Annotated in this window: 14 protein-coding genes; 3 read left to right on the top strand and 11 right to left on the bottom strand. The window is 72.3% G+C overall.

Annotated elements, in window-relative coordinates:
• Positions 1-10 precede the first annotated feature (10 nt).
• A complete protein-coding gene (locus BMX97_RS19640; RefSeq protein WP_091752971.1) occupies positions 11-799 on the bottom strand; it encodes a transporter substrate-binding domain-containing protein in 789 nt (262 codons plus the stop codon).
• 399 nt (positions 800-1198) lie between these two features.
• On the opposite strand from BMX97_RS19640, the gene BMX97_RS19635 reads away from it, so the two are divergent.
• Both BMX97_RS19635 and BMX97_RS19630 read left to right on the top strand, forming a co-directional pair.
• Positions 1199-2026: an FTR1 family iron permease gene (locus tag BMX97_RS19635; protein ID WP_091752970.1), complete on the top strand. Its 828-nt coding sequence runs from the start codon at positions 1199-1201 to the stop codon at positions 2024-2026.
• Between the two features lie 183 nt (positions 2027-2209).
• The gene (locus tag BMX97_RS19630; RefSeq protein ID WP_091752969.1) at positions 2210-2857 is read left to right on the top strand and encodes a glutathione S-transferase family protein; all 648 of its coding nucleotides are present in this window, start codon (positions 2210-2212) and stop codon (positions 2855-2857) included.
• 20 nt (positions 2858-2877) lie between these two features.
• On the opposite strand, the gene BMX97_RS19625 is transcribed toward BMX97_RS19630, so the two are convergent.
• On the bottom strand, positions 2878-3426 hold the full coding sequence (locus BMX97_RS19625; protein WP_091752968.1) for a DUF924 family protein: 549 nt from the start codon (positions 3424-3426) through the stop codon (positions 2878-2880).
• 214 nt (positions 3427-3640) lie between these two features.
• Between BMX97_RS19625 and ilvC the strand changes: the two genes are divergently transcribed.
• Positions 3641-4660, top strand: a complete 1020-nt coding sequence (gene ilvC / locus BMX97_RS19620) for a ketol-acid reductoisomerase (RefSeq protein WP_091752967.1) — start codon at positions 3641-3643, stop codon at positions 4658-4660.
• 155 nt (positions 4661-4815) lie between these two features.
• On the opposite strand, the gene BMX97_RS19615 is transcribed toward ilvC, so the two are convergent.
• The 9 genes from BMX97_RS19615 to BMX97_RS19575 form a co-directional block, all read right to left on the bottom strand.
• Positions 4816-7986, bottom strand: coding sequence for an efflux RND transporter permease subunit (locus BMX97_RS19615; protein ID WP_091752966.1), 3171 nt, complete (start codon positions 7984-7986; stop codon positions 4816-4818).
• A 44-nt stretch (positions 7987-8030) separates the two neighbouring features.
• Entirely contained in the window at positions 8031-9257 is a 1227-nt protein-coding gene (locus tag BMX97_RS19610) for an efflux RND transporter periplasmic adaptor subunit (protein ID WP_091752965.1), read from the bottom strand.
• Between the two features lie 204 nt (positions 9258-9461).
• On the bottom strand, positions 9462-11375 hold the full coding sequence (locus BMX97_RS19605) for a response regulator (RefSeq protein ID WP_091752964.1): 1914 nt from the start codon (positions 11373-11375) through the stop codon (positions 9462-9464).
• Complete coding sequence (locus tag BMX97_RS19600; protein WP_244538528.1) at positions 11372-13114, bottom strand: response regulator; 1743 nt, start codon at positions 13112-13114, stop codon at positions 11372-11374. The genes BMX97_RS19605 and BMX97_RS19600 overlap by 4 nt, the downstream gene beginning before the upstream one ends.
• Positions 13115-13221: 107 nt before the next feature.
• Complete coding sequence (cheB, locus tag BMX97_RS19595) at positions 13222-14274, bottom strand: chemotaxis-specific protein-glutamate methyltransferase CheB (protein ID WP_177202284.1); 1053 nt, start codon at positions 14272-14274, stop codon at positions 13222-13224.
• A 17-nt stretch (positions 14275-14291) separates the two neighbouring features.
• Complete coding sequence (locus BMX97_RS19590) at positions 14292-16607, bottom strand: hybrid sensor histidine kinase/response regulator (RefSeq protein WP_091752962.1); 2316 nt, start codon at positions 16605-16607, stop codon at positions 14292-14294.
• Positions 16608-16638: 31 nt separating this feature from the next.
• A complete protein-coding gene (locus BMX97_RS19585) occupies positions 16639-18315 on the bottom strand; it encodes a methyl-accepting chemotaxis protein (RefSeq protein ID WP_091752961.1) in 1677 nt (558 codons plus the stop codon).
• A 35-nt stretch (positions 18316-18350) separates the two neighbouring features.
• Positions 18351-18944, bottom strand: coding sequence for a chemotaxis protein CheW (locus tag BMX97_RS19580; protein WP_091752960.1), 594 nt, complete (start codon positions 18942-18944; stop codon positions 18351-18353).
• A complete protein-coding gene (locus tag BMX97_RS19575) occupies positions 18944-20377 on the bottom strand; it encodes a CheR family methyltransferase (RefSeq protein WP_244538522.1) in 1434 nt (477 codons plus the stop codon). Before BMX97_RS19575 ends, BMX97_RS19580 begins: the two co-directional genes overlap by 1 nt.

Raw genomic sequence — 20377 nt, 5'->3', positions numbered from 1 at the left:
CGCCCGCCCGTCACTTCATGTTGGCGTCGACGATCCGGTCGAACTCGCCCGAGGCCCTGATGAGGTGCAGCCACTGGTCGACATAGGCCTTGAACACCGTGTCGCCGCGCGGCAGCAGGAATCCCATCTCGCCGTACTGGAGGGGCTTGTCGGGATTCACCGCGCACAGGCCCGGATGCAGCTTCTCCTGGAGCTTCACCTCGACGGACTCGGCGACCATCACGTCGGCGCGGTTCTCGGCGATCTCCCGCCAGATCACGCGGTTGTCGGGAAAGAGCTGGATCTGCGCCTTGGCCAGGTTGGCGCGGGCGAACTTCTCGTTGGTGCCGCCCGGATTGACGACGACGCGGGTGGAGGGCTGGTTGATCGCGTCGGTCGTCTGGTACTTCGCGACCTCGTCGCACCGCACGATCGGCGCCTTGCCGTTCACCAGGTACATCTCGCTGAAGAAGGCCTCGCGCTGGCGCGGCAGCGTCACGGAGATGCCGCTCATCGCGATGTCGCACTTGGCCTTGAAGTCGGCGAGCAGGTTCGACCACTTGGTCTGGACGAACGTCGCCTCGGCATCGAGCGACCTGGCGAGCGAGCGGCCGAGATCGATGTCGATGCCGACGAAGTCGTTGGCGCCGTCGGGGCGGTACGAGAACGGGCGGTAATCGCCGGTCGTGCAGATGTTGAGGACCTTGCGGTCGACGACCTGGTCGAGGCGCGAGGGCTCGTCGGCCGCGAAGGCCCGCGTCGCCGAGAGGACCAGCATCGCGCCCGCCACCAGGCGCGACCTCACCGAACCCGCTTCCATGAACCCCACTCCCCGTCGAACGCATCCTGCGTGAGGGAACCGTAAGGACGCCGAGGGGGAGCGTCCAGATTGCCGTCGGGGCTCCCCGGCAAGCGCTGGGGATGGCCGCCGACGCCCGGTGCGGGGCCCCGATCCGACGGCCCCTCCGGCACTCGTGCAGAGGTTGCCGCCACGAATAGTTTTCGCCGGATCAACTTGAGAAGACGGGCCGACCGTCGTCGTACGGGGCGCAGATCCGATAGTTTCCGTTTGTTTCGATCCAACTTAGAACAATGCAAAACAAGGATATTGTGTTTGAAAGCCGGGACCGCCTCGCCTAAGAGGACGCCGGATGCGCGGCGCGACGGCGCCCGTCCGGACGACCCCGGATTGTCCCTGCGCCGAACGAGGAGTACCCCCATGGCCGACGGATCCACCTTCGCGCAGGCCTTCACCATCCTGTTCCGCGAAGGCCTGGAAGCGATGCTGGTCGTGGCGGCGCTCGCGGCCTTCCTGCGCCGGGCCGGCGCGGCCGAGAAGATCCGCCCGATCTATGCCGGTGCCGGCCTCGCCGTGCTGGCGAGCTTCGGCCTCGCCTGGGTGTTCGAGACCTTCTTCGACGGCAACCACAACGACCTGATCGAGGCCGGCGTCATCGTGGTCGCCGCCGGGCTCATGTTCACGATGAGCGGCTGGCTCTTCCTGCGCCAGGATCCGGCGGCCTGGAAGGCCGAGATCAACCGCATGGCCGAGCGGGCGATGAGCGCCGGCACGGTGCTGTCGCTCGCCGGCATCGCCTTCCTGGCGGTGTTTCGCGAGGGCGCCGAGACGGTTCTGTTCCTCCACGCGCTCGCCCGCACCGTCGGCGGGTTCGACGCCTCGCTGCTCGGCGGCCTCGTGGTGGCGGCCATCGCGCTCGCGGCGATGTTCGTGGCGATGCAGTGGCTGGCCCTGCGGCTGCCCCTGCGCCCGGTCTTCCTCCTCACCTCGGCCTTCCTGTTCGTGATGGGCCTGCGCCTCGTCGGCGCGGCGATCCAGGAGTTGCAGGAGCAGGTGCTGGTGCCGGTGCACAACGACGGCGTGCCGGACTTCGTCACCGAGCTCGGCTTCAACGGCAGCTGGGAGGCCCTTGCCGTCCAGGGCGTGATCGTGCTCTGCGCGCTGGCCTGGCTGGTGATGCAGCGAGCCCGCCCGGAAGCCGGCGTGGCGGCGCGTCCGCAGGTGTCCCGCCCGCAAGCTTCCCGTTGAAACGCTCCCGCTGAAGCCCTCCCGCCGAGGCTTGGCGCCGAGAGGCGGTCCCGCATGCCGGGACCGGACACCTGAAGCATTTTCCGACGGAGTGGATGCCGGTTCGTCGAAGAAAATGCTCTAAGGGAGGGGGCGCCGCCCCTCGCGACCGGGGCGTGTGGCGGCTCGCGCCGGGAGGCCCCCTTGTCCGACACCCTCACGCTCTACTACTCGCCGGGCGCCTGCTCGCTCGCGCCCCACATCGCCCTCGAGGAGACCGGCGCGCCCTTCGAGGCGGTGAAGATCGATTTCGCCACGGCCGAGCAGCGCGGCGGCCGCTACCTCGCCGTCAACCAGAAGGGCCGGGTGCCGGCTTTGGCCGAGGGCGACTGGGTGCTGACCGAGAACCCGGCGATCCTGCGCTACATCGCGCGCAAGGTCCCCCAGGCGGGCCTGTGGCCGGAGGACCCGCGCGAGGAGGCCCGGTGCGCCGAATGGCTGGCCTGGCTGTCCTCCACCATCCACCCCGCCTACGCCCATATCCGCCGGGCCGAGCGCTACGCCACCGACGAGGCGGCGATCGAGGACGTGAAGGCCAAGGGCGTCGAGACCTGCGCCGACCTGTGGACGATGATCGAGGTCGGGCTCTCCCGCGGCGGCTGGGCCGCCGGCGAGCGCTACAGCGTCGCCGATCCCTACCTGCTGGTGTTCTGGACCTGGGGCGGCGGCCGGGTGCTCGGCTACGACATGGCCCGCCAGTTCCCGTACTGGACCGATCACGCCCGTCGCATGGCCGCGCGCCCGGCGGTGCAGCGCGCCTTCGCCCGCGAGGGGCTGCCGCTGCCGGCGTGAGGAGGCCGCGGCCGGGTCTCCTACCCCCGGAACGCGCCCTCCCCCGCGAGGTAGTCCCGCTCGGCCGCCGTCTCGGGGCGGCCGAGCACCGCGTTGCGGTGGGGAAACCGGCCGAAGCGTCGGATGAGGTCGCGGTGCTCGATCGCCGCGGCGAGGTGCACCGGCAGGCCGAGGGCGGCGAAGAGCGCGACGCTGTGTTCCTGCAGGCCGATATCCTCGGCATGCGTCAGCGGCATGTAGAGGAAGATGCGCAGGGCCGGCTCGATCGCCCGGTCGTGGCCGCGGGCGAGGGCCCGCTCGGCCGCCGCCAGCGCCGCCGCGTCGGTCGCCCAGGCCCGGGGCGTGCCGCGGAAGAGGTTGCGGGCGAACTGGTCGAGGAGAAGCACCAGGGCGAGCGCGCCCTCCGGCGTCTCCTCCCAGGCCCCGAGCCCGCCGCGCGCCGCCGCCTCGTGCAGCGACCGGTAGGCCCGGCAGGCGTCGTCGAAGGCCGGGTCGGCGGTGAACCAGCGGTCGATTCCGGCTCCGCGCCAGAACTCCACCAGTTCGGCGGGCGTCGCCCGTTGCGTCATGCCGGCCTCCAACGCGGCCGGAACCGGCCCTTCCCGCACGGTGGACGCAGCCGTTCCGGCCGTCCGCGCGCACCGAACTTGGCAGCCATGTGCGACTCGACGCGCATAGCCTATTCCCTGACGCGAATCACGCCGCTACAAGCCGCCCGTCGCACGGCCGCTCCAGCGCCCGGAGCGTTCGAGATTCTCGCCATCTGTACAAGGGGGAGCCGCCATGCGGGTCTATTACGATCGTGATGCCGACATCAATCTGATCAAGGGCAAGAAGGTCGTCATCGTCGGCTACGGCAGCCAGGGCCACGCCCACGCGCTGAACCTGCGCGATTCCGGCGTCAAGGACGTGGTGATCGCGCTCCGCAAGGGCTCGGCCAGCGCCAAGAAGGCCGAGGCCGAGGGCTTCAAGGTCATGGAGGTCGCCGACGCCGCCAAGGAAGCGGACGTCGTCATGATGCTGACCCCGGACGAGCTGCAGGGCGAGATCTACCGCGACTCGCTGCAGGCCAACATGAAGCAGGGCGCCGCGCTCCTGTTCGCCCACGGCCTCAACGTCCACTTCAACCTGATCGAGCCGCGCGCCGACCTCGACGTGCTGATGGTCGCCCCCAAGGGCCCAGGCCACACCGTGCGCTCGGAGTACCTGCGCGGCGGCGGCGTGCCGACCCTGATCGCGATCGCCCAGGACGCGAGCGGAAACGCTCACGACCTCGGCCTGTCCTACGCCTCGGCCAATGGCGGCGGCCGCGCCGGCATCATCGAGACCACCTTCAAGGAAGAGTGCGAGACCGACCTGTTCGGCGAGCAGGTCGTGCTCTGCGGCGGCCTCGTCGAGCTGATCAAGGCCGGCTTCGAGACCCTGGTCGAGGGCGGCTACGCCCCCGAGATGGCCTATTTCGAGTGCCTCCACGAGGTGAAGCTGATCGTCGACCTCATCTACGAGGGCGGCATCGCCAACATGAACTACTCGATCTCGAACACCGCCGAGTACGGCGAGTACGTGACCGGCCCGCGCATCATCACGCCCGAGACCAAGGCCGAGATGAAGCGGGTGCTGAACGACATCCAGAACGGCACCTTCACCCGCAACTGGATGCTGGAGAACAAGGTCAACCAGACCTCGTTCAAGGCGACCCGCGCCCGCAACGCCGCCCACCCGATCGAGGAGGTCGGCGAGCGCCTCCGCGGCATGATGCCGTGGATCAAGGAGAAGGCCCTGGTCGACAAGGCCAAGAACTAATACCCCCGCGCCCAGCGCCCCGCGACCCGGGAGGGACCGCGGGGCGTCGAGGGCGAGGCCTGGTCCGGATACGAGAAGGGCCGGTTCGACGGATGTCGGACCGGCCCTTCTCGCGTTCGGGATATGGCCGGCGCGGACCGCGCCGGCCCTCCTCGTCAGTGCATCGCCGCCGCAGGCGCCGCGATCTCCGGCTCGGCCGAGAGATGCGCCTGCGCCGGCCGGCGGCGGGAGAACAGCAGGATCAGGACCGGCAGGATGATCAGGATCAGGACCGGCGCCAGGCTCATGCCGCCGACCACCACCAGGGCGAGCGGCTTCTGCACCTGCGAGCCGACGCCCTGCGAGAAGGCCGCCGGCAGGAGGCCGACGCCGGCGACGACGCAGGTCATCACCACCGGTCGCATCTGGGTATAGCAGGTCTTCAGCATCGCCTCGGCCCGCGCCTCGCCGCGGGCGATGAGCGCGTTGTAGTGGGTGAGCACGATGATGCCGTCCATCACGGCGATGCCCAAGAGCGCGATGAAGCCGATCGCCGCCGAGACCGAGAACGGCGTCTCGGTGACGGCGAGCGCCACCACGCCGCCGGCCACCGCCATCGGGATCACCGAGAGCGCAAGCAGCGTGTCGACGACCGAACCGAAATTGACGAAGAGCAGCACCGCGATCAGCAGGATCGCCAGCGGCACGGTGAGCGAGAGGCGGGCGAGCGCGCCCTGCATGTTGTTGAACTCGCCGACGAGCTCGAGCCGGTAGTCCGGCGGCAGCTTGACCTCCTGCGCCACCCGCTCGCGCGCCTCGATGATGGTGCTGCCGAGGTCGCGGTCGCGGACGCTGAACTTGACCGGCAGGTAGCGCTCCTGGCCCTCGCGGTAGATGTAGGCCGGCCCCGACACCAGCTCGACGTCGGCGACGGCGTTGAGCGGGATCTGGACGTTCGCCCCGCTCTGGGTCTGGCCGGCGATGCGCAGCTCGCGGATGGCCCGCACGCTCTGGCGGTACTGCGAGGCCAGCCGCACGATGATCGGGTAGTGGCGCTCGCTGCCGGTGTCGTAGAGCTCGCCGGCCGAATCGCCGCCGATGGCGGTGCGGACCGTGGTGTTGATGTCGCCCGGCGTCAGGCCGTAGCGGGCGGCCCGGATGCGGTCGACGTTGATCTGCACCGTCGGCTGGCCGAGCGAGGTGAAAACGCCGAGATCGGTGACGCCGGGCACGCGCTTCAAGACCGCCTCGACCTCGCGCGCCACGTCGGTGAGCTTCTGCAGGTCGGGCCCGAACACCTTGAACGAGTTCTCGCCCTTGATGCCCGAGACCGCCTCGGCGACGTTGTCCTGGAGATACTGCGACAGGTTGAACTCGACGCCCGGGAACTCGGTGCGCAGCCGCTCCAGCAGCGCGCCGGTCATCGCGTCCTTCGACATGCCCTCGCGCCACTGCTCGGCGGGCTTCAGGGGCGCGAAGAACTCGCCGTTGAAGAAGCCTGCGGCGTCGGTGCCGTCGTCGGGCCGTCCGTGCTGCGAGACCACCCGCTCGACCTCCGGCACCTCGGCGATCACCCGGCGGATGCGGTTGACGTAGAGGTTGCCCTCCTCCAGCGAGATCGTCGCCGGCATGGTGGCGCGGATCCAGAGGTTGCCCTCTTCCAGCTTGGGCAGGAATTCGAGGCCGAGATTGCGTCCCTCCACGGCGACGCCGAGGAAGATCAGGCCGGCCAAGCCCAGCGTCAGGGTGCGGTGGGCGAGCGCCGCCCGGATCACCGGCCGGTAGGCCCGGTCGAGGGCGCGCACCAGGATCGTCTCGACCTCGTGGATGTGGTCCGGCAGCAGGTAGGCCGACAGCACCGGCGTCACCGTGAAGGTGGCGATCAGGCCGCCGAGGAGCGCGTAGGCGTAGGTCTGGGCCATCGGCCCGAAGATGTTGCCCTCGACGCCCGACAGCGTGAACAGCGGCAGGAAGCCGGTGACGATGATGATGGCGGCAAAGACGATCGAGCGGCTGACGTCGGAGGAAGCGAGCGCGATCAGCCCGAGCTTTCGCGGCATGCCCTTGGCCCCGGCGAGCCCTGGCGCCAGCGGCGGCCCGTGGCCCGAGAGGCGGCGGAAGATCGCCTCGACCATGATGACGGTGCCGTCGACGATCAGGCCGAAATCGAGCGCGCCGACCGACAGCAGGTTGGCGGACTCGCCCCGCACCACCAGGATGATGACGGCGAAGAACAGCGCGAAGGGGATCGTCGCGACGACGATGAGCGCGCTCCTCAGGTTGCCGAGGAACAGCCACTGCACCACCAGGATCAGCAGGATGCCGACCATCATGTTGTGCAGGACGGTGTGGGTGGTGACGGCGATGAGGTCGGCGCGGTCGTAGATCCGCTCGATCCTGACGCCCGGCGGCAGGATGCCGGCGGCCTCGATCTTCGCCACCTCGGCCTTCACCGCCTCGATCGACGGGGTCGAGCGTTCGCCCCGGCGCATCAGCACGATGCCCTGGACGATGTCGTCGTCCTCGTTCATCCCGGCGATGCCGAGCCGCGGCTGGTGGCCGATGGTGATGGTGGCGACGTCCTTCACCAGCACCGGCGCGCCGCCCGATTGCGACAGCACCGTCTCGCCGATGTCGTCGACCGAGCGGATGAGGCCGACGCCGCGCACCACCGCCGACTGGCTCCCGAGCGTGATGCGGTTGCCGCCGACGTTGAGGTTGCTGTCGTTGAGGGTCTTGACCACGCCCGACAGGGTGAGGCCGTGGGCCATCAGCCGGTCGAGGTCGACGCCGATCTCGAAGGTCTTGGTCTTGCCGCCCCAGCCGATCACGTCGATGACGCCCGGCACGGCGCGGAAGCGCTTGCGCAGCACCCAGTCCTGCAGCGTCTTCAGGTCGAGGACGCTGTAGCCGTCCGGCGCGACGAGCTTGTAGCGAAAAATCTCGCCGATCGGGCTCACCGGCGAGATGGTGGGCTTGGCGCCGTTCGGCAGGGTGTCGAGCTGGGCCAGCCGGTTGAGCACCTGCTGCTCGGCCTCGCGGTAGCTGTTGGCGAAGCCGAATTGCAGCTTCACGTCCGACAGGCCGTAGAGCGAGACGGTGCGGACCTGCTTGAGGTCGGGCAGCCCCGAGGTGATGACCTCGATCGGCACCGTGATGTAGCGCTCGATCTCCTCGCCCGAGAGGCCCGGCGCCTGGGTGATGACGTTCACCATCGGCGGCGTCGGGTCGGGATAGGCCTCGATGTTGAGGCTCTGGAACGCCGCGAGCCCGCCGAGCATCAGGGCCACGAAGGCCAGGACGACGAGGGCGCGCTGGCGCAGGGCGAGGCCGACGATGCCGGTCATGGCCGTTTATCCGGGTATGCGGGATCGATGAGGGTGGGGGCGCGTCAGCTCTGGGTCGACATCCGGTCGATGAAGAGCGAGCCGCGGGAGATCACCCGCTCGCCTTCCCGCAGCCCGTCGAGGATCTCGACGGTGGAGCCCTCGACGATGCCGGCCCGGACCGGGCGGCTCTCGACCGAGTTGTCGGCCCGCAGCACCCAGACGCTGGCCTTGTTGCCCTCGAGGATCACCGCGGCGCGGGGCACGGCGTGGGACAGGTTCTCGCGCTCGTTGATGATGCGGACGCTGGCGTACATCTCGGGCTTGAGCAGGCTGTCCTTGTTGCCGATCTCGGCCCGCACGGTGATGCGCCGCGTCGCCGGATCGACCGAGGTGCCGATGAAGTTGATCCGGCCCTCGAAGGTCTTGTCGGGGTGGGCCGGCACCCGGAAGGTGATCTTCTCGCCGATCTCGACCTTGGCGGCGTCGGCCTCGCGCAGCTGGGCGATGAGCCAGACCTTCGACAGATCGCCGATGATGTAGGACGGCTCGCCGCTCGACCCGACATACTGGCCCGGACCGATCTTGCGCTGGATGATGGTGCCGCTGAGCGGCGCGTTGATCGGGGTGTCGGGGTTGATCGCCGAGCCCTTCTGAAGCGCGGCCATCTCCTCGTCGCGAAGCCCGAGGATGCGCAGGCGGTTGCGCACCGCCTCGAGCCCGACCTCGGCGGTGCGGTTGTCGTTCGTCGCGGTGGTGAGGTCGTTCTGGGCGACCTGCAGCTCGCGCAGGGTCGTGGCACGGGTCTCGAACAGGTCGCGCTGGCGCTTCTCGGCGGCCTGCGCGAAGGTGAGCTGCGAGCGGCTCTTGTTCAGCACGTTGAGGGCGGCGAGGTAGTCGTTCTGCGCCTGGACCATCTCGTTGGCCTGGACCGAGAACAAGGGCTGGCCGCGCTTCACCTGCTCGCCGGTGCGGGCGAAGATCGCGATGACGCGGCCGGGATAGGGCGAGAAGACCGGCGTCGCCTGGTACTCGTCGACCCCGATCTTGCCCTCGGTGGCGATCTCCTCGAAGAACTGGCGCTTGACCACCGGCTCGCTCGACACCGAGGCGAGCTGGGAGGCGGTGAGCGTGAAGGCCTTGGCGGCCTGCGGCCGCGACGGCACGTCCGCGAAGGCCACGATCGGCTCCTGGCGGGAGGCCGGGCGCAGGTACGGGTAGGCGAGGACCGCGCCGGCGGCCGCGACGGCCAGGACGACGACTTGGGTGCTCAGTCTCAGCGTCCGGGCCATGGGCGTCACACTCTTCGTCGGCGGGCGCAGTGCTTTGGCGCGACGGAGATGACCGATCCGCAACGCGCGGGCAACTTCTAGCCACTTTCGCTGACGCAAGCGTGAATGAAAGCCGCGTCCCGACAGTTCCGGGCCGGCTGTGCCGCCCGCGATACACTCGGCCGCACGGGATCGACCATTCTGGATTGGCCTACGGCGCGCCTCTCACCCGTCCTGGGTGAGCAGGGCCGCGACCCGGGCCGCCAGGTCGGCGGAGGGGAACGGCTTCTCCAGCACCGAGAAATCCGCCGGGATGCGGGCCGCCTCGGCGTGGCCGGTGACGAGCAGGAACGGCAGGGCCGGCCAGTGCGTCCGCACCGCCTCGGCGAGGTCGAGGCCGCTCATGCCCGGCATCGCCAGGTCGGCGACCACGAGGTCGAACGGCTCCGCCGCGAGGCGCTCCAGCGCCGCCTCGCCGCTCGGCACCTCGGCCTCGTCGTAGCCGAAGCCGTTGAGGAACGACGCGGTGACGTGGCGGACCTGGGGGTCGTCGTCGACCACCAGGACGCGGGCCCGGCGCGGTGCCGGCGCCGGTGCGGCACCCGCGGCCTGCACCGGCTCGACCGCATCGTGGGAGCGCGGCAGGTAGAGCAGCACCGTGGTGCCGTGGCCGACTTCGCTGTCGATGCGGATCGTGCCGCCGGATTGCTGCACGAGGCCGAACACCATGGCGAGGCCCAGCCCCGTGCCCTGCCCGACGCCCTTGGTGGTGAAGAACGGCTCGAACACCCGGCCGAGGATCTCGGGCGGGATGCCGGTGCCGGTGTCGCGGATCGCGATCACCGCGTAGTCGCCGGGTTTCAGGTTCGGATCGGCGCTCGTCCGCACCGTCTCGTTGCGGGTCGAGAGCGCGACGACGCCCCCCTCCGGCATCGCGTCGCGGCCGTTGATGCAGAGATTGAGGATCGCGAGTTCGAGCTGGTCGGGGTCGACGCGGGCCGGCCACACCTCGTCGTCGAGGGCGCGCTCGACCTGCACGAAGCCCCCCAGGCTGCGCCCGAGCAGGTCGTCCATGCCGCGGATCACCGCGTTGAGGTCGACCACGCGGGCCTGGAGGTCGCGGCGGTGGCTGAAAGTGAGGAGGCGCTTGGTCAGCGCCGCGCCGCGCTGCGCCGCCTGGGTGGCGTTGGTCATCAGCCGCGACAGCCTGGCATCCCCCGCCACCTTCGGCAGGGCGAGCTCGAGGCTGCCGAGGATCGCGGTCAGCAGGTTGTTGAAGTCGTGCGCGACGCCGCCCGCCAGGGTCCCGAGCGCCTGCATCTTGTCGGCCTGGCGCAGGCGCATCTCGAGCAGGCGCTGCTCGGTGACGTCGCGCTCGATCACCGCGAGGTTGACCACCGCGCCGGCCGCGTCGCGGATCGGCACCCGGGTCACCTGGCTCCAGGTCTGGGCCGCCTCGGGGCCGCCCGCCACCATCGTCTCGGTCGGCGCGCCGGAGTCGATCGCCGCCAGGTCGGCAGCGACCGCGGCCTCGGCCGCCTCGCTCCCGGGGCCGGCGACCTCCGCCTCGCGGCGGCCGAGGCAGGCCTCGGCCGAGGGCGCGCCGAGGCGCGTCGCCATGCGGGCATTGAGCCGCAGGAAGCGGCCTTGCGCGTCCTTGAAGGCGATGGCGTCGCCCGAATGGTCGAGGAGGCCGCGCAGCAGCGCCCGCTCGGTGGCAAGCTCGCGGGCCAGGCGGTGGCGCTCGTGGGCGGCCCGCACCGCGTTGCGCAGCAGGGAGGGGTCCCAGGGCTTGGTGACGTAGCCGGTGATGCCGCCGCGGTTGAGTGCCGAGACCACCGCCGAGATGTCGGCGTAGCCGGTGAGCAGGATCGCCTGCGCATCCGAGATCTCGCGCGCCTGCGCCAGCAGGGCGTCGCCGGTCAGGCCCGGCATGCGCTGGTCGGACAGGATGACGTCGATGTCGGGCTCGGCCGCGATCATCTCCAGGGCCTCGGCCGGCCGGCTGGTGGTGAGCACCCGGTACTCGTCCTCGAGCAGATCCTCGAGGGCCACCAAGATGTCGGGTTCGTCGTCGACCGCCAGGATCGTCCCGCGCAAGGTCGGCTTCGTCGCGTTGGTCGTCATGCCCACGCTCATGCGGCCCGCCTCGGAATGCTGATCACGAAGCAGGCCCCTCCATCCGGCGCCGATTCCACGGAGATCTGTCCGCTATGCGCCTGCACGACGCTGTATGCAATGGCGAGGCCGAGGCCCGTGCCGGAGCCGACGGGCTTCGTCGTGAAGAACGGCTCGAAGATCCGTTCGCGCAGCGCCTCCGGCACGCCCGGGCCGGTGTCGCAGATCCGGATCACGTCGTGCCCGTCGCGGATCGCGGTCTCGATCGTGATCGCGCCGTCGCCGGGGATCGCGTCGGCGGCGTTGCCGAGGATGTTCATGACCACCTGGTTGAGCAGGGCCGGCGAGCACCGGATCTCGGGCGCGCCGGCGAGGTGCTTGTGCACGGCGATGCGTGTGCCGAGCTTGTGCTGGATCAGCGCGAGCACGTTCTCGATCGCGTCCGGCACGTTGACGGTCTGCATCTCGCCCTCGTCGAGGCGCGAGAACTTGCGCAGGTTGACGACGAGGTCCTGGATCCGGGCGAGCCCGAGCCGCATCGCGCCGACCCGGTCGCGGGCCTTGTCGAGGGGGCGGCGGGAGGGATCGCCCTCCGGCACCGTCGCCGCCACCTCGCCGATCAGCCGCTCGACCGTGCCCTGGTGGGCGAGGATGAAGGCGAGCGGATTGTTGATCTCGTGGGCGATGCCGGCGACCAGTTCGCCGAGCGAGGCCATCTTCGCCGCCTGGACGAGCTTGGCCTGGGTGTCCTTCAGGCGGTGATTGGCCTGTTCGAGGTCGTGGTTGGCCTGCGCCAGCGCGCCGGCCAGGGCGGCTTTGGCCTCGGCGGCGGCGGCCTCGGCCTTGGCGCGCTCGGCGGCGAGCGCGTGGCGGCGCACCTCCTCGGCGACGCGCCGGTCGTCCTCCTCCAGGAGCTTGCGGCGCACCAGGGTGCGCACCCGGATCGCCAGGAGGTCGGCATCCGCGCCCTTCGGGCCGGTTCCGTCCCGGCCCGCCAGATCCCTTCCGCCGACATCCTTGGCGACCACGTCGTCGGCCCCGGCCGAGAACGCCTCGACCAGGAGGTCCTTGCTGGAGGCCGCCGCCGAGCCGATGCCGACGAGGGAGAAGCCCGGCGCCCCCGCCCCCGTCGCGGCACCCCGCAGGGCGTCGATCCGGCGGCACAGCGCGATGGCGTCGAAGCTGGTGCCGAGGAGGTCGACGGTGACGCAGTCGAAGCCCTCGCCCGGGGCCTGCAACGCCGCCATCGCCTGGTCGGGCCCGTCGGCGGCCACCACCTCGTGCCCCTCCTGTGCCAGCAGGGCGGAGAGATACGCCCGAAAGGTCGCGCTGCCGTCGACGACCAGGATGCGGGCGCGGCGGAAATTCGCCGCCCGGGCCGGCTCGCCCGCCGGCACGGCGGCGCGCTCGCGGAGCAGCGCGCGGATGCGCAGCAGCAGGAGGTCGCGGTCGGCGGATTTCGGCACGTAGGCGTCGGCGCCGCTCTCGAGCCCCTGGCGCTCGATGTCGCGGCCGCTCGCCTCGGTCAGCATCAGCACCGGCGTCGCCCGGGTGCGCATGGCGAGGCGCATCTGCCGGGTCAGCTCGTCGCCGTTCATCCCGGGCAGGTGGTAATCGGCGACGACGAGGTCGGGCAGGCCGTGGTTCATCGCCTCGAGGGCGGCCTCGGCGGTGGCGTGGCGCGTCACCGCGAAGCCGTTGCGCTCCAGGAAGAGGCGCAGCTGCAGGGCCTGGGTCTCGGAATCCTCGACCAGGAGGATGCGGGTCGCGGGCGCCGGGGGGCGGTCCGGCCCGGGGCCCCCTTGCGGGGAAACCTCTTGCCGGGAAACCCCTTGCGCGTCGGGCAGCGGCCCGGGCTGCGCGGCCGTCACGGCGCGAGGCCCGGCTGCAGCGCCCGCAGGATCCGCGGGGCGATCAGGTCGAGGGGCAGCACGTGGCCCGCCGCCCGCAGGCGCACCGCCGCCGCCGGCATGCCGTAGACGACCGCCGAGCTCTCGTGCTCGGCGATGGTGGCCGCCCCCGCGACGTGCATGTCGAGGAGGCCGGCGGCACCGTCCTCGCCCATGCCGGTGAGGAGCACGCCGAGGCCCCGCGGCCCGGCGGCCCGCGCGACCGAGCGGAACAGCACGGTCGCCGAGGGACGCTGGCCGCCGACCGGCGGCTCGTCGACCAGGGTAAGGAGCCCGCCGGCCCCGAGGGTGAGGTGGCGGTCGCCCGGCGCCACGTAGACGTGGCCCCCTTGAGGCCGCACGCCCTCGCGGGCGATGACGACGGTGAGCGGCACGACGCCGTTCAGCCAGTCGGCGAACCCCTCCATGAAGGCCGCGCCCATGTGCTGGACGAGGAGCACCGGCAAGGAAAAATCCGCCGGGAGGGCGCCGAGCAGCTTGGCGAAGGCCGGCGGCCCGCCGGTCGAGGCCGCCACCGCCAGCACGCTCGGGGCCTGGGTGGCGGGAATCGTCCCGCGGAACTCCTCCCGGGGCGCGTCGGAGCGGGCGAGGCGCTCGGCGCCGATCGGCCGGCGCCGGATCACCGGCACCTGGCTCATGATGCGCAGCTGGGTGCAGATCTGGTCGGCGATCGCCTCGTAGGCGCGGTGGCCGGTGCCGACCGGCTTCTCGACCACGCTGAGCGCGCCGGCCCGTAGGGCGTTCATCGAGATCTTGAGCGAGGAATCCTCGATCGCGTCGGCCACGACGACGATCGGGGTCGGCCGCTCGGCCATGATCCGCCGGGTGGTCTCCAGGCCGTCGATGCCCGGCAGGCGGATGTCCATCGAGATCACGTCGGGCTGGACCCGGTGGATCTCGCGCAGGGCCTCCTCGCCGGAATCGACCGCGGCGACGAGGGCGAGGCGGGGATCGCGGCTGACGATGTGGGCGAGGAGCTGGCGCACCACCAGCGAATCCTCCACCAGCATGACGCGGACGGGGGTGCTCACAGCAGCTGACCGATCGTGTCGAGAAGCTCGCGCTGGTCGAACTTCTGCTTGGTGATGTAGGCGTCGGCCCCGAGATCGAGGCCCCGGCGGATGTCGGCGGGATCGCCGCGGGAGGTCATCAGGATCACCGGCAGCCGCGTCAAGCCCGGATCGGCCTTGACCGCCTGGAGCAGGCCGAACCCGTCGAGGCGCGGCATCTCGACGTCGGCGACCACGAGGTCGACGTCGCCGCCGTCCCGGCGCAGGCGGTCGAGGGCGTCCTGCCCGTCGACGCAGACGAAGACCCGGTAGCCATGCGCCTCCAGGATGCTCTTCTCGAGGGTGCGGGTGGTGATCGAATCGTCGACGACGAGCACGGTGCGGACCCGCGCCTTGCGGCGCTCCGGCGCCGCGACCGGCGCCGCCACTAGGCCGCCGGCCCGGGCGCGGACGCACAGGCCCTCGGGGTCGAGCACCAGGGCGGGGGTCTCATCGGCGAGCATCACGGTGCCGGACATCAGCGCGGGATCGCCGCCGAGCGGCGGGGCCGGCCCGACGAGGAGCACCCGCACGTCGAGCAGCCGGTCGACCGCGACGGCGCAGAGCGAGGCGCCGCAGCGCAGCAGCACGGCGCGGACCACGCCGTCATGGAGAGGAAGGGGAGCGACACCGGAACCGAGGAGAGACGCGAGGGGAACGAGCGGCACGACAACGTCCCTCCCCCCCTGGTTGATCCTCGCCGCCGGCTCTCCCGCCACGGACGCGAGGTCGCGGCCGGAGAGCCGCAGGAGTTGCGCGACGGCGCCGCTCGGCAGGCCGAAGGTCTGCGGCGGCGCCCCGGGGCTCAGCGCCGCCTCGACCAGCAGCACCGGCTGGCGCGCGGCAGAGAGCGGCACGGTGATGACGACCTCTGCGCCGTGGGGCGCGGCTGCCCGCAGGGTCGCGCGGCCGCGCAGCGCCCGGGCGGCCTCCGCCACCACCGACAGGCCCATGCCGCGCCCGGCGATCCGGTCGACGGCGGGGGCGGTGGAGAAGCCCGGCGCGAAGACGAGGTCGAGGATCTCGTCGGGGGTGGGCTCGCCCCCCGGCGGGACCAGCCCCTGGCGCCGGCCGGTCTCGAGGATGCGGGCGAGGTCGGGCCCCCTTCCGTCGTCCCGGATCGTCACGACGAGCTGGCTGCCCTTCGAGGCGACCGACAGGGTGACGCCGAGCGCCTCCGGCTTGCCGGCCTCGCGCCGCGCTCGGGCGGGCTCCGCCCCGTGGCTGATGGTATTGCGCAGCGCGTGCAGCACCGGGTCCTTGAGGGCCTGGAGCAGGCCGCGATCGACCTGGAGGTCAAGGCCGTGGAGGCGCACCTCGACGGCGAGGCCGGCCTCGCGGGCGATCTCCCGCACCATCCGGCCGTAGCCGCCGAACACCGTCTCGGCCGGGACGAGGAGCAGGCGGTCGGAATCGTCGCGCAGGCGCCGGAGCGCGCCGTCGACCACGCCGGTGCTGCGGCTCTGCACCCGGGCGAGGCCAGAGATGCCGCGGATCACGCCGCGCAGGTCGCCGTCGAGGCGGCGGACCCGGTCGACGAAGCCGTCGAGGGCGGCGCCGGCCGGGTCGCCGGCCTCGCGCAGGCGGCGGGCGAGCGCCACCATCTCGCCGGTGCGGCCCTGCACCGTGTCGACGCTGCGGCGCAGGGCCCGGGCGCCGGATTCGAGCCCCGCCACCGCGGCGGCGACGGTCTCCTGGCCCTGGAGCGCCGCGTTCAGGTCGTGCACCGCCTTCGACAGGGCCTCGACCTGGTCGCTGGCGATGCGCAGGTAGGCGACGGCCCCATCCTGCGGGGCGGGTGTCTGGATGGCCGTCTGCGCGGTCGTTTCGGATGGAGCCTGGGGGGCTGCCGGCGCCGCCGGCTCGGGCGCCTGCTCCATCGCCGCCGCGGGCGGCGGCGCGGCCCCGGGGATCGGCGCGCCGGACAGGCAGGCGTCGAGGGCCGCGATGGCGTCCGCCGGTGCCTCCGGCTCCGGCGTCTCGGCGAGGCCCGCCACCAGGCCCTCGATCCGGTCGAGGGCGAGGTCGACCACGCCGGCGGTCGCCCGGTCGAGGCCGTGCCGGCCCTGCACCACCCGGTCGAACAGGGCCTCGAGCCGGTGGGCGACCTCCTCCACCGCCGGCAGGTCCACGGCCCGGGCGGCGCCCTTCAGGCTGTGGGCGCGGCGGAACACGTCGTTCCAGTCCGCGGGCCGGCCGGTCTCGGCCGCGGCGAGGGCCACCCGGATCGCCGCGATGTGCTCGCGGTGCTCGGCGTCGAAGGCCGCGAGGAGAAGCTGGCGGATGTCGTCCATCGGCGCGGGCCGGGTTCCTCGGGTGGGCGCGTCAGAGCCGGTAACGCTCGGCGAGCGCCAGAAGGGCGCTCGCGAGCTCGCTCAGGTTGGCGGCCGCGGCCTCGACCTGGCGGGTGCCGGCGGCGGTCTGCTGGCTCGCCTGGCGGATGTTCTGGAGCGCGCCCATCACCTGCTCGATGCCGAGTTGCTGCTGGTTGGTCGAGGCGACGATCTGCTGGAAGGTCTGCACGCTCTCCTGCACCCGGGCGGTGATCTCCTCGATCGTCGCGTGTGTGGTGTCGGTGCGCTCCTTGCCCACCGCGACGCGCTTGACCGCTTCTTCCGTCAGCATCACCGAGGCGTTGATGCCGCGCTGGATGTCGCCGAGGATCGCCCGCACCTGGCCGGTCGCCTCCTTGGCCTGGTCGGCGAGCGCCTTCATCTCGGAAGCCACCACCGCGAAGCTGCGGCCGCTCTCGCCGGCCGCCGCGGCCTCGATGGCGGCGTTGAGCGCGAGCAGATGCGTGCGCTCCGAGACGTCGTTGACGGTGGCGATGATCTCGCCGATGGCCTGCGTCTTCTCGCTCAAGCTGACGATGTTCTCGGCCACCGCCTCGCTCTGCTCGCGGATCGCGTCCATGGCGCGCGCCGTCTCGTCGACGGCGCGAAGCCCCGCGCTCGACGTCTGGGCGGTGGCCTGCGCCGTGGCGATGACCTCCTGGGCGCGCTTGCCGATCTGGGCGCCCGCATGGGTGATCTCGTCGACGGTGGCGGCGGTCTCCTGCACGGCGGCGAACTGCTCCTCGACGCTCGCCGCCTGCTCCTGGGCCGAGGCGCGAATCTCGGCCGCCGCCGCGTTGAGGTTCGAGGTCGAGGCCCGGTTCTGGCTGGCGAGCTGGCGCAGGCCCTCGACCATCTGGTTGAGGACGCCGCCCAAGCGCCCGAGCTCGTCGCGGCTGGTCTCGGCGACGCGTCCGGTGAGGTCGCCGCTCCCGACCTTGCCGACGAAGACCATCACGGCGTCGAGGGGCTGGACCACCGATCGGCGGATCAGCACCGTGATGACGAGGGCCATGACCACGCAGACCGCGAGCGCCACCAGGGTCGAGAGACGGCTCTCCTCGTAGATCGCGCCGACCCGGCGCTGGCCGGCGGCGATCGCCCCATCGAGGGCGTCCCGGGCGTTGCCCATGGTGCGCACGAAGTTCTCGCCCGACTGGTCGAGGGCGGTCTCCGTCGCCTGGATGGCCGGCACGTCGTTGGCGGCGAGCGCCTCGAACTGGCGCTCGGTGGCGGTGCGGGTGGTGCGCAGCTCGGCGCCGGCCGCGACCAGCAATTCGGCGATGCGCTGCCAGGCGGCGGCGCGGTCGGCCGAGATCGACTGGGCCCGGTAGTCGTTGGCGGTGGTGATCGCTCCGGCGAGCGCGGTCTCGGCGGAGGCCGCGTTGCGGCGCCAGGTCACCGTCGGCTCCTCCTTGGACGTCAGCTCGCGGCCGAGCGCCCGGAGGTAGTAGCGGGTGGCGGCCTCGTCGCGCAGGTCGCTCATCCGGCGCTGCGCCTCGCGGATGTTCTCGAGCTGGTGCATCACCGTCAGGTCGCGGGTGACGATGATGTCGGTGGCGTTGCGCACCTCGCCGATCTGCCCGACCGCGTAGACGCCGAGCGCCACGATCACCAGGACGACGGCGGAGAAGCCGAGGAGGATGCGGTTCCCGATCGAGAGCGACACGCGGGCTTCCCTGTGGTTGGAATGACGGCGGGTGTTCAGGCCGGCCGGGACGGGCCGGCGGCGAGGAGCGGCGCCAGCAGGGCCGGCACGTCGATCACGGCGAACCCCGCGTCCGTTCCGTCCGATTCCTGACGATGGTCCGTCGGCGCGGCGTCGACATAGCCCGCCACCGCCCGCCTGCCCAGCCCTTCGGCCTCGACCACCGCGTCGGTCACCGCCAGCACCCGCTCGACCCTGAGGCCGATGCGCGGGCCGTCGCGGCGCAGGACGACGACGTGGCCGCCGGCCGCCTCCGGGCGCCCGCCGGCCGGCTGGCCCAGCGCCGTCGCGAGATCGAGAACGCTGACGAGGAGGCCGCCCCGCCCGGTGAGGCCGATCAGGGCCGCGGGCGCCCCCGGCACCGGGGTGCAGGGCCGGAACGGAAACACCTCGGCGACCGCTTCCAGCGGCAGGCCGACCCGCTCGGTGCCGGCGCGGCAGAGCAGCAGCGCCCGGGTCGGGCGCGCCGGCGCCGCCGCGACGCGGGCCGCGAGGGCGCGGGTGCGGGCGTCCAGGATCGCGTCGATCCGGGCGGCGTCGAGGTCGGCCTCGCCGGGCAGGGCCGGGCCGGCGGCGGCGTTCTGCGGCATCAGGCGGCCTCGTTGCCGAGGAACGGACGGGCGGCCCCCGCGAGCTCGGCGGCGGTGAGCCCGTCGCCCTCGGGCAGGATCGCGTCGGCGGGCAGGGCCGCGGCGAGCCGCAGGGCGTTGGCCAGCGCGCGCCGGCCGGCCTCGGTGCGGCCGGCGGCGACGAGGGTCAGCCCGAGATGGTAGTGCGCCATGACGAAGCCCTTATCGAGGTAGAGCGCGCCGCGAAAGGCGCGTTCCGCCTCGTCCGGCCGGGCCCGGGCGCGGGCGAGCAGACCTTCGTAGTAGCGCAGGCGCGGATCGGTCGGGGCCTCGGCCAGAGCCGCCCGGCAGGCCCGCCAGCTCGCCTCGAGGTCGCCGGCATCGGCGAGCGCCCGCACGGCGGCGAGGGGCCCTCCCTCGGCGGGCGGCACGGATGGCGCGACGGCGAGGGGCGCGCGGAGCCGGATCGGCGCAGCCCCGACCTCCCGGGCGGCCGGCTCCGGCGGCAGCAGCGGCGCCCAGGCCGCCTCCGGGCCCGGGACCGGCTCCAGCCGGGCCGGCGGCGGCGGCAGGTCCGGCACCGCGCCCTCCCCCGGGCGCCGGTAGGCGGCGGTGCCCGGGAGCGCGACCGCCTCCAGGAACTCCGCGAAGGCCGGGTTCGGCTCGGCATGGCCGAGGAGCAGCCAGCCGCCGGGCCGCAGGCGCTGCGCCAGGGCCCGCACCAGGGCCTGCACCACGTCCGGGTGGAAGTAGATCAGGACGTTGCGGCACAGGATGAGGTCGTAGTCGGTGAGCGCCAACGACGCGGTACCGTCCAGCAGGCTCATCAGGTTCTGCGGCTCGAACCGGGCGAGGCCCCGGTATTCCGGCCGCAGCGCGAAGGTGCCCTCCCGCGGGCCCGGCCGGAAATAGCGCTCGCGCTCCTCGGGCCCGAGGGTGCGCAGGGCCCAGGCGCCGTAGACGGCGCGGCGCGCCACCGCCAGCACGTCGCGGTTGATGTCGGTGCCGGTCAGCCCGATGCGCCAGTCGGGCAGGCGCTCGCCGAGAAGCTCGCGCAGCACGATCGCGACCGAGTGGGTTTCCGGGCCGGTCGAGCAGCCCGCGCTCCAGATCCGCAGGCGCCGCTCGTCGCTGCGCGCCGCGATGCGCTCGGGCAGGATCGTGCCGCGCAGGGCCGCGAACTGCTCGGCGTAGCGGAAGAAGAACGTCTCCCCGATGGTGATCTCGGATTCGAGGGCCGCCCATTCGGCCTCGGATTCCTCCAGCAGCGCGAGGTAGCCGGCGGGATCGGGCACGCCCCGCACGCGCATGCGCCGGCCGACCCGTTCCCACAGGAGGTCGTCCTTGTCGGCGTAGTAATGGTGGCCGGTGCGGGCGACGAGGCGCGATTTCAGCGCCGCGAAGGCCGGGTCGGCGGTCGGGGCCGTCCCCGGGATCGGCCGTGCGGTCGGCAC

It is taken from the genome of Methylobacterium sp. ap11, assembly GCF_900110515.1.
Taxonomy (GTDB): domain Bacteria; phylum Pseudomonadota; class Alphaproteobacteria; order Rhizobiales; family Beijerinckiaceae; genus Methylobacterium; species Methylobacterium ajmalii.
The sequence above is the reverse complement of the archived record's forward strand: the minus strand, read 5'-3'. Positions and strand labels throughout refer to the sequence as shown.

Excerpts from the sequence above, each read along its gene's own strand:
- BMX97_RS19605 (WP_091752964.1), bottom strand. The coding sequence starts at position 11,375 with ATGAGCGTGGGCATGACGACCAACGCGACGAAGCCGACCTTGCGCGGG.
- BMX97_RS19625 (WP_091752968.1), bottom strand. The coding sequence starts at position 3,426 with ATGACGCAACGGGCGACGCCCGCCGAACTGGTGGAGTTCTGGCGCGGA.
- ilvC (WP_091752967.1), top strand. The coding sequence starts at position 3,641 with ATGCGGGTCTATTACGATCGTGATGCCGACATCAATCTGATCAAGGGC.
- cheB (WP_177202284.1), bottom strand. The coding sequence starts at position 14,274 with ATGCTGGTGGAGGATTCGCTGGTGGTGCGCCAGCTCCTCGCCCACATC.
- BMX97_RS19635 (WP_091752970.1), top strand. The coding sequence starts at position 1,199 with ATGGCCGACGGATCCACCTTCGCGCAGGCCTTCACCATCCTGTTCCGC.
- BMX97_RS19590 (WP_091752962.1), bottom strand. The coding sequence starts at position 16,607 with ATGGACGACATCCGCCAGCTTCTCCTCGCGGCCTTCGACGCCGAGCAC.
- BMX97_RS19615 (WP_091752966.1), bottom strand. The coding sequence starts at position 7,986 with ATGACCGGCATCGTCGGCCTCGCCCTGCGCCAGCGCGCCCTCGTCGTC.
- BMX97_RS19580 (WP_091752960.1), bottom strand. The coding sequence starts at position 18,944 with ATGCCGCAGAACGCCGCCGCCGGCCCGGCCCTGCCCGGCGAGGCCGAC.
- BMX97_RS19640 (WP_091752971.1), bottom strand. The coding sequence starts at position 799 with ATGGAAGCGGGTTCGGTGAGGTCGCGCCTGGTGGCGGGCGCGATGCTG.
- BMX97_RS19610 (WP_091752965.1), bottom strand. The coding sequence starts at position 9,257 with ATGGCCCGGACGCTGAGACTGAGCACCCAAGTCGTCGTCCTGGCCGTC.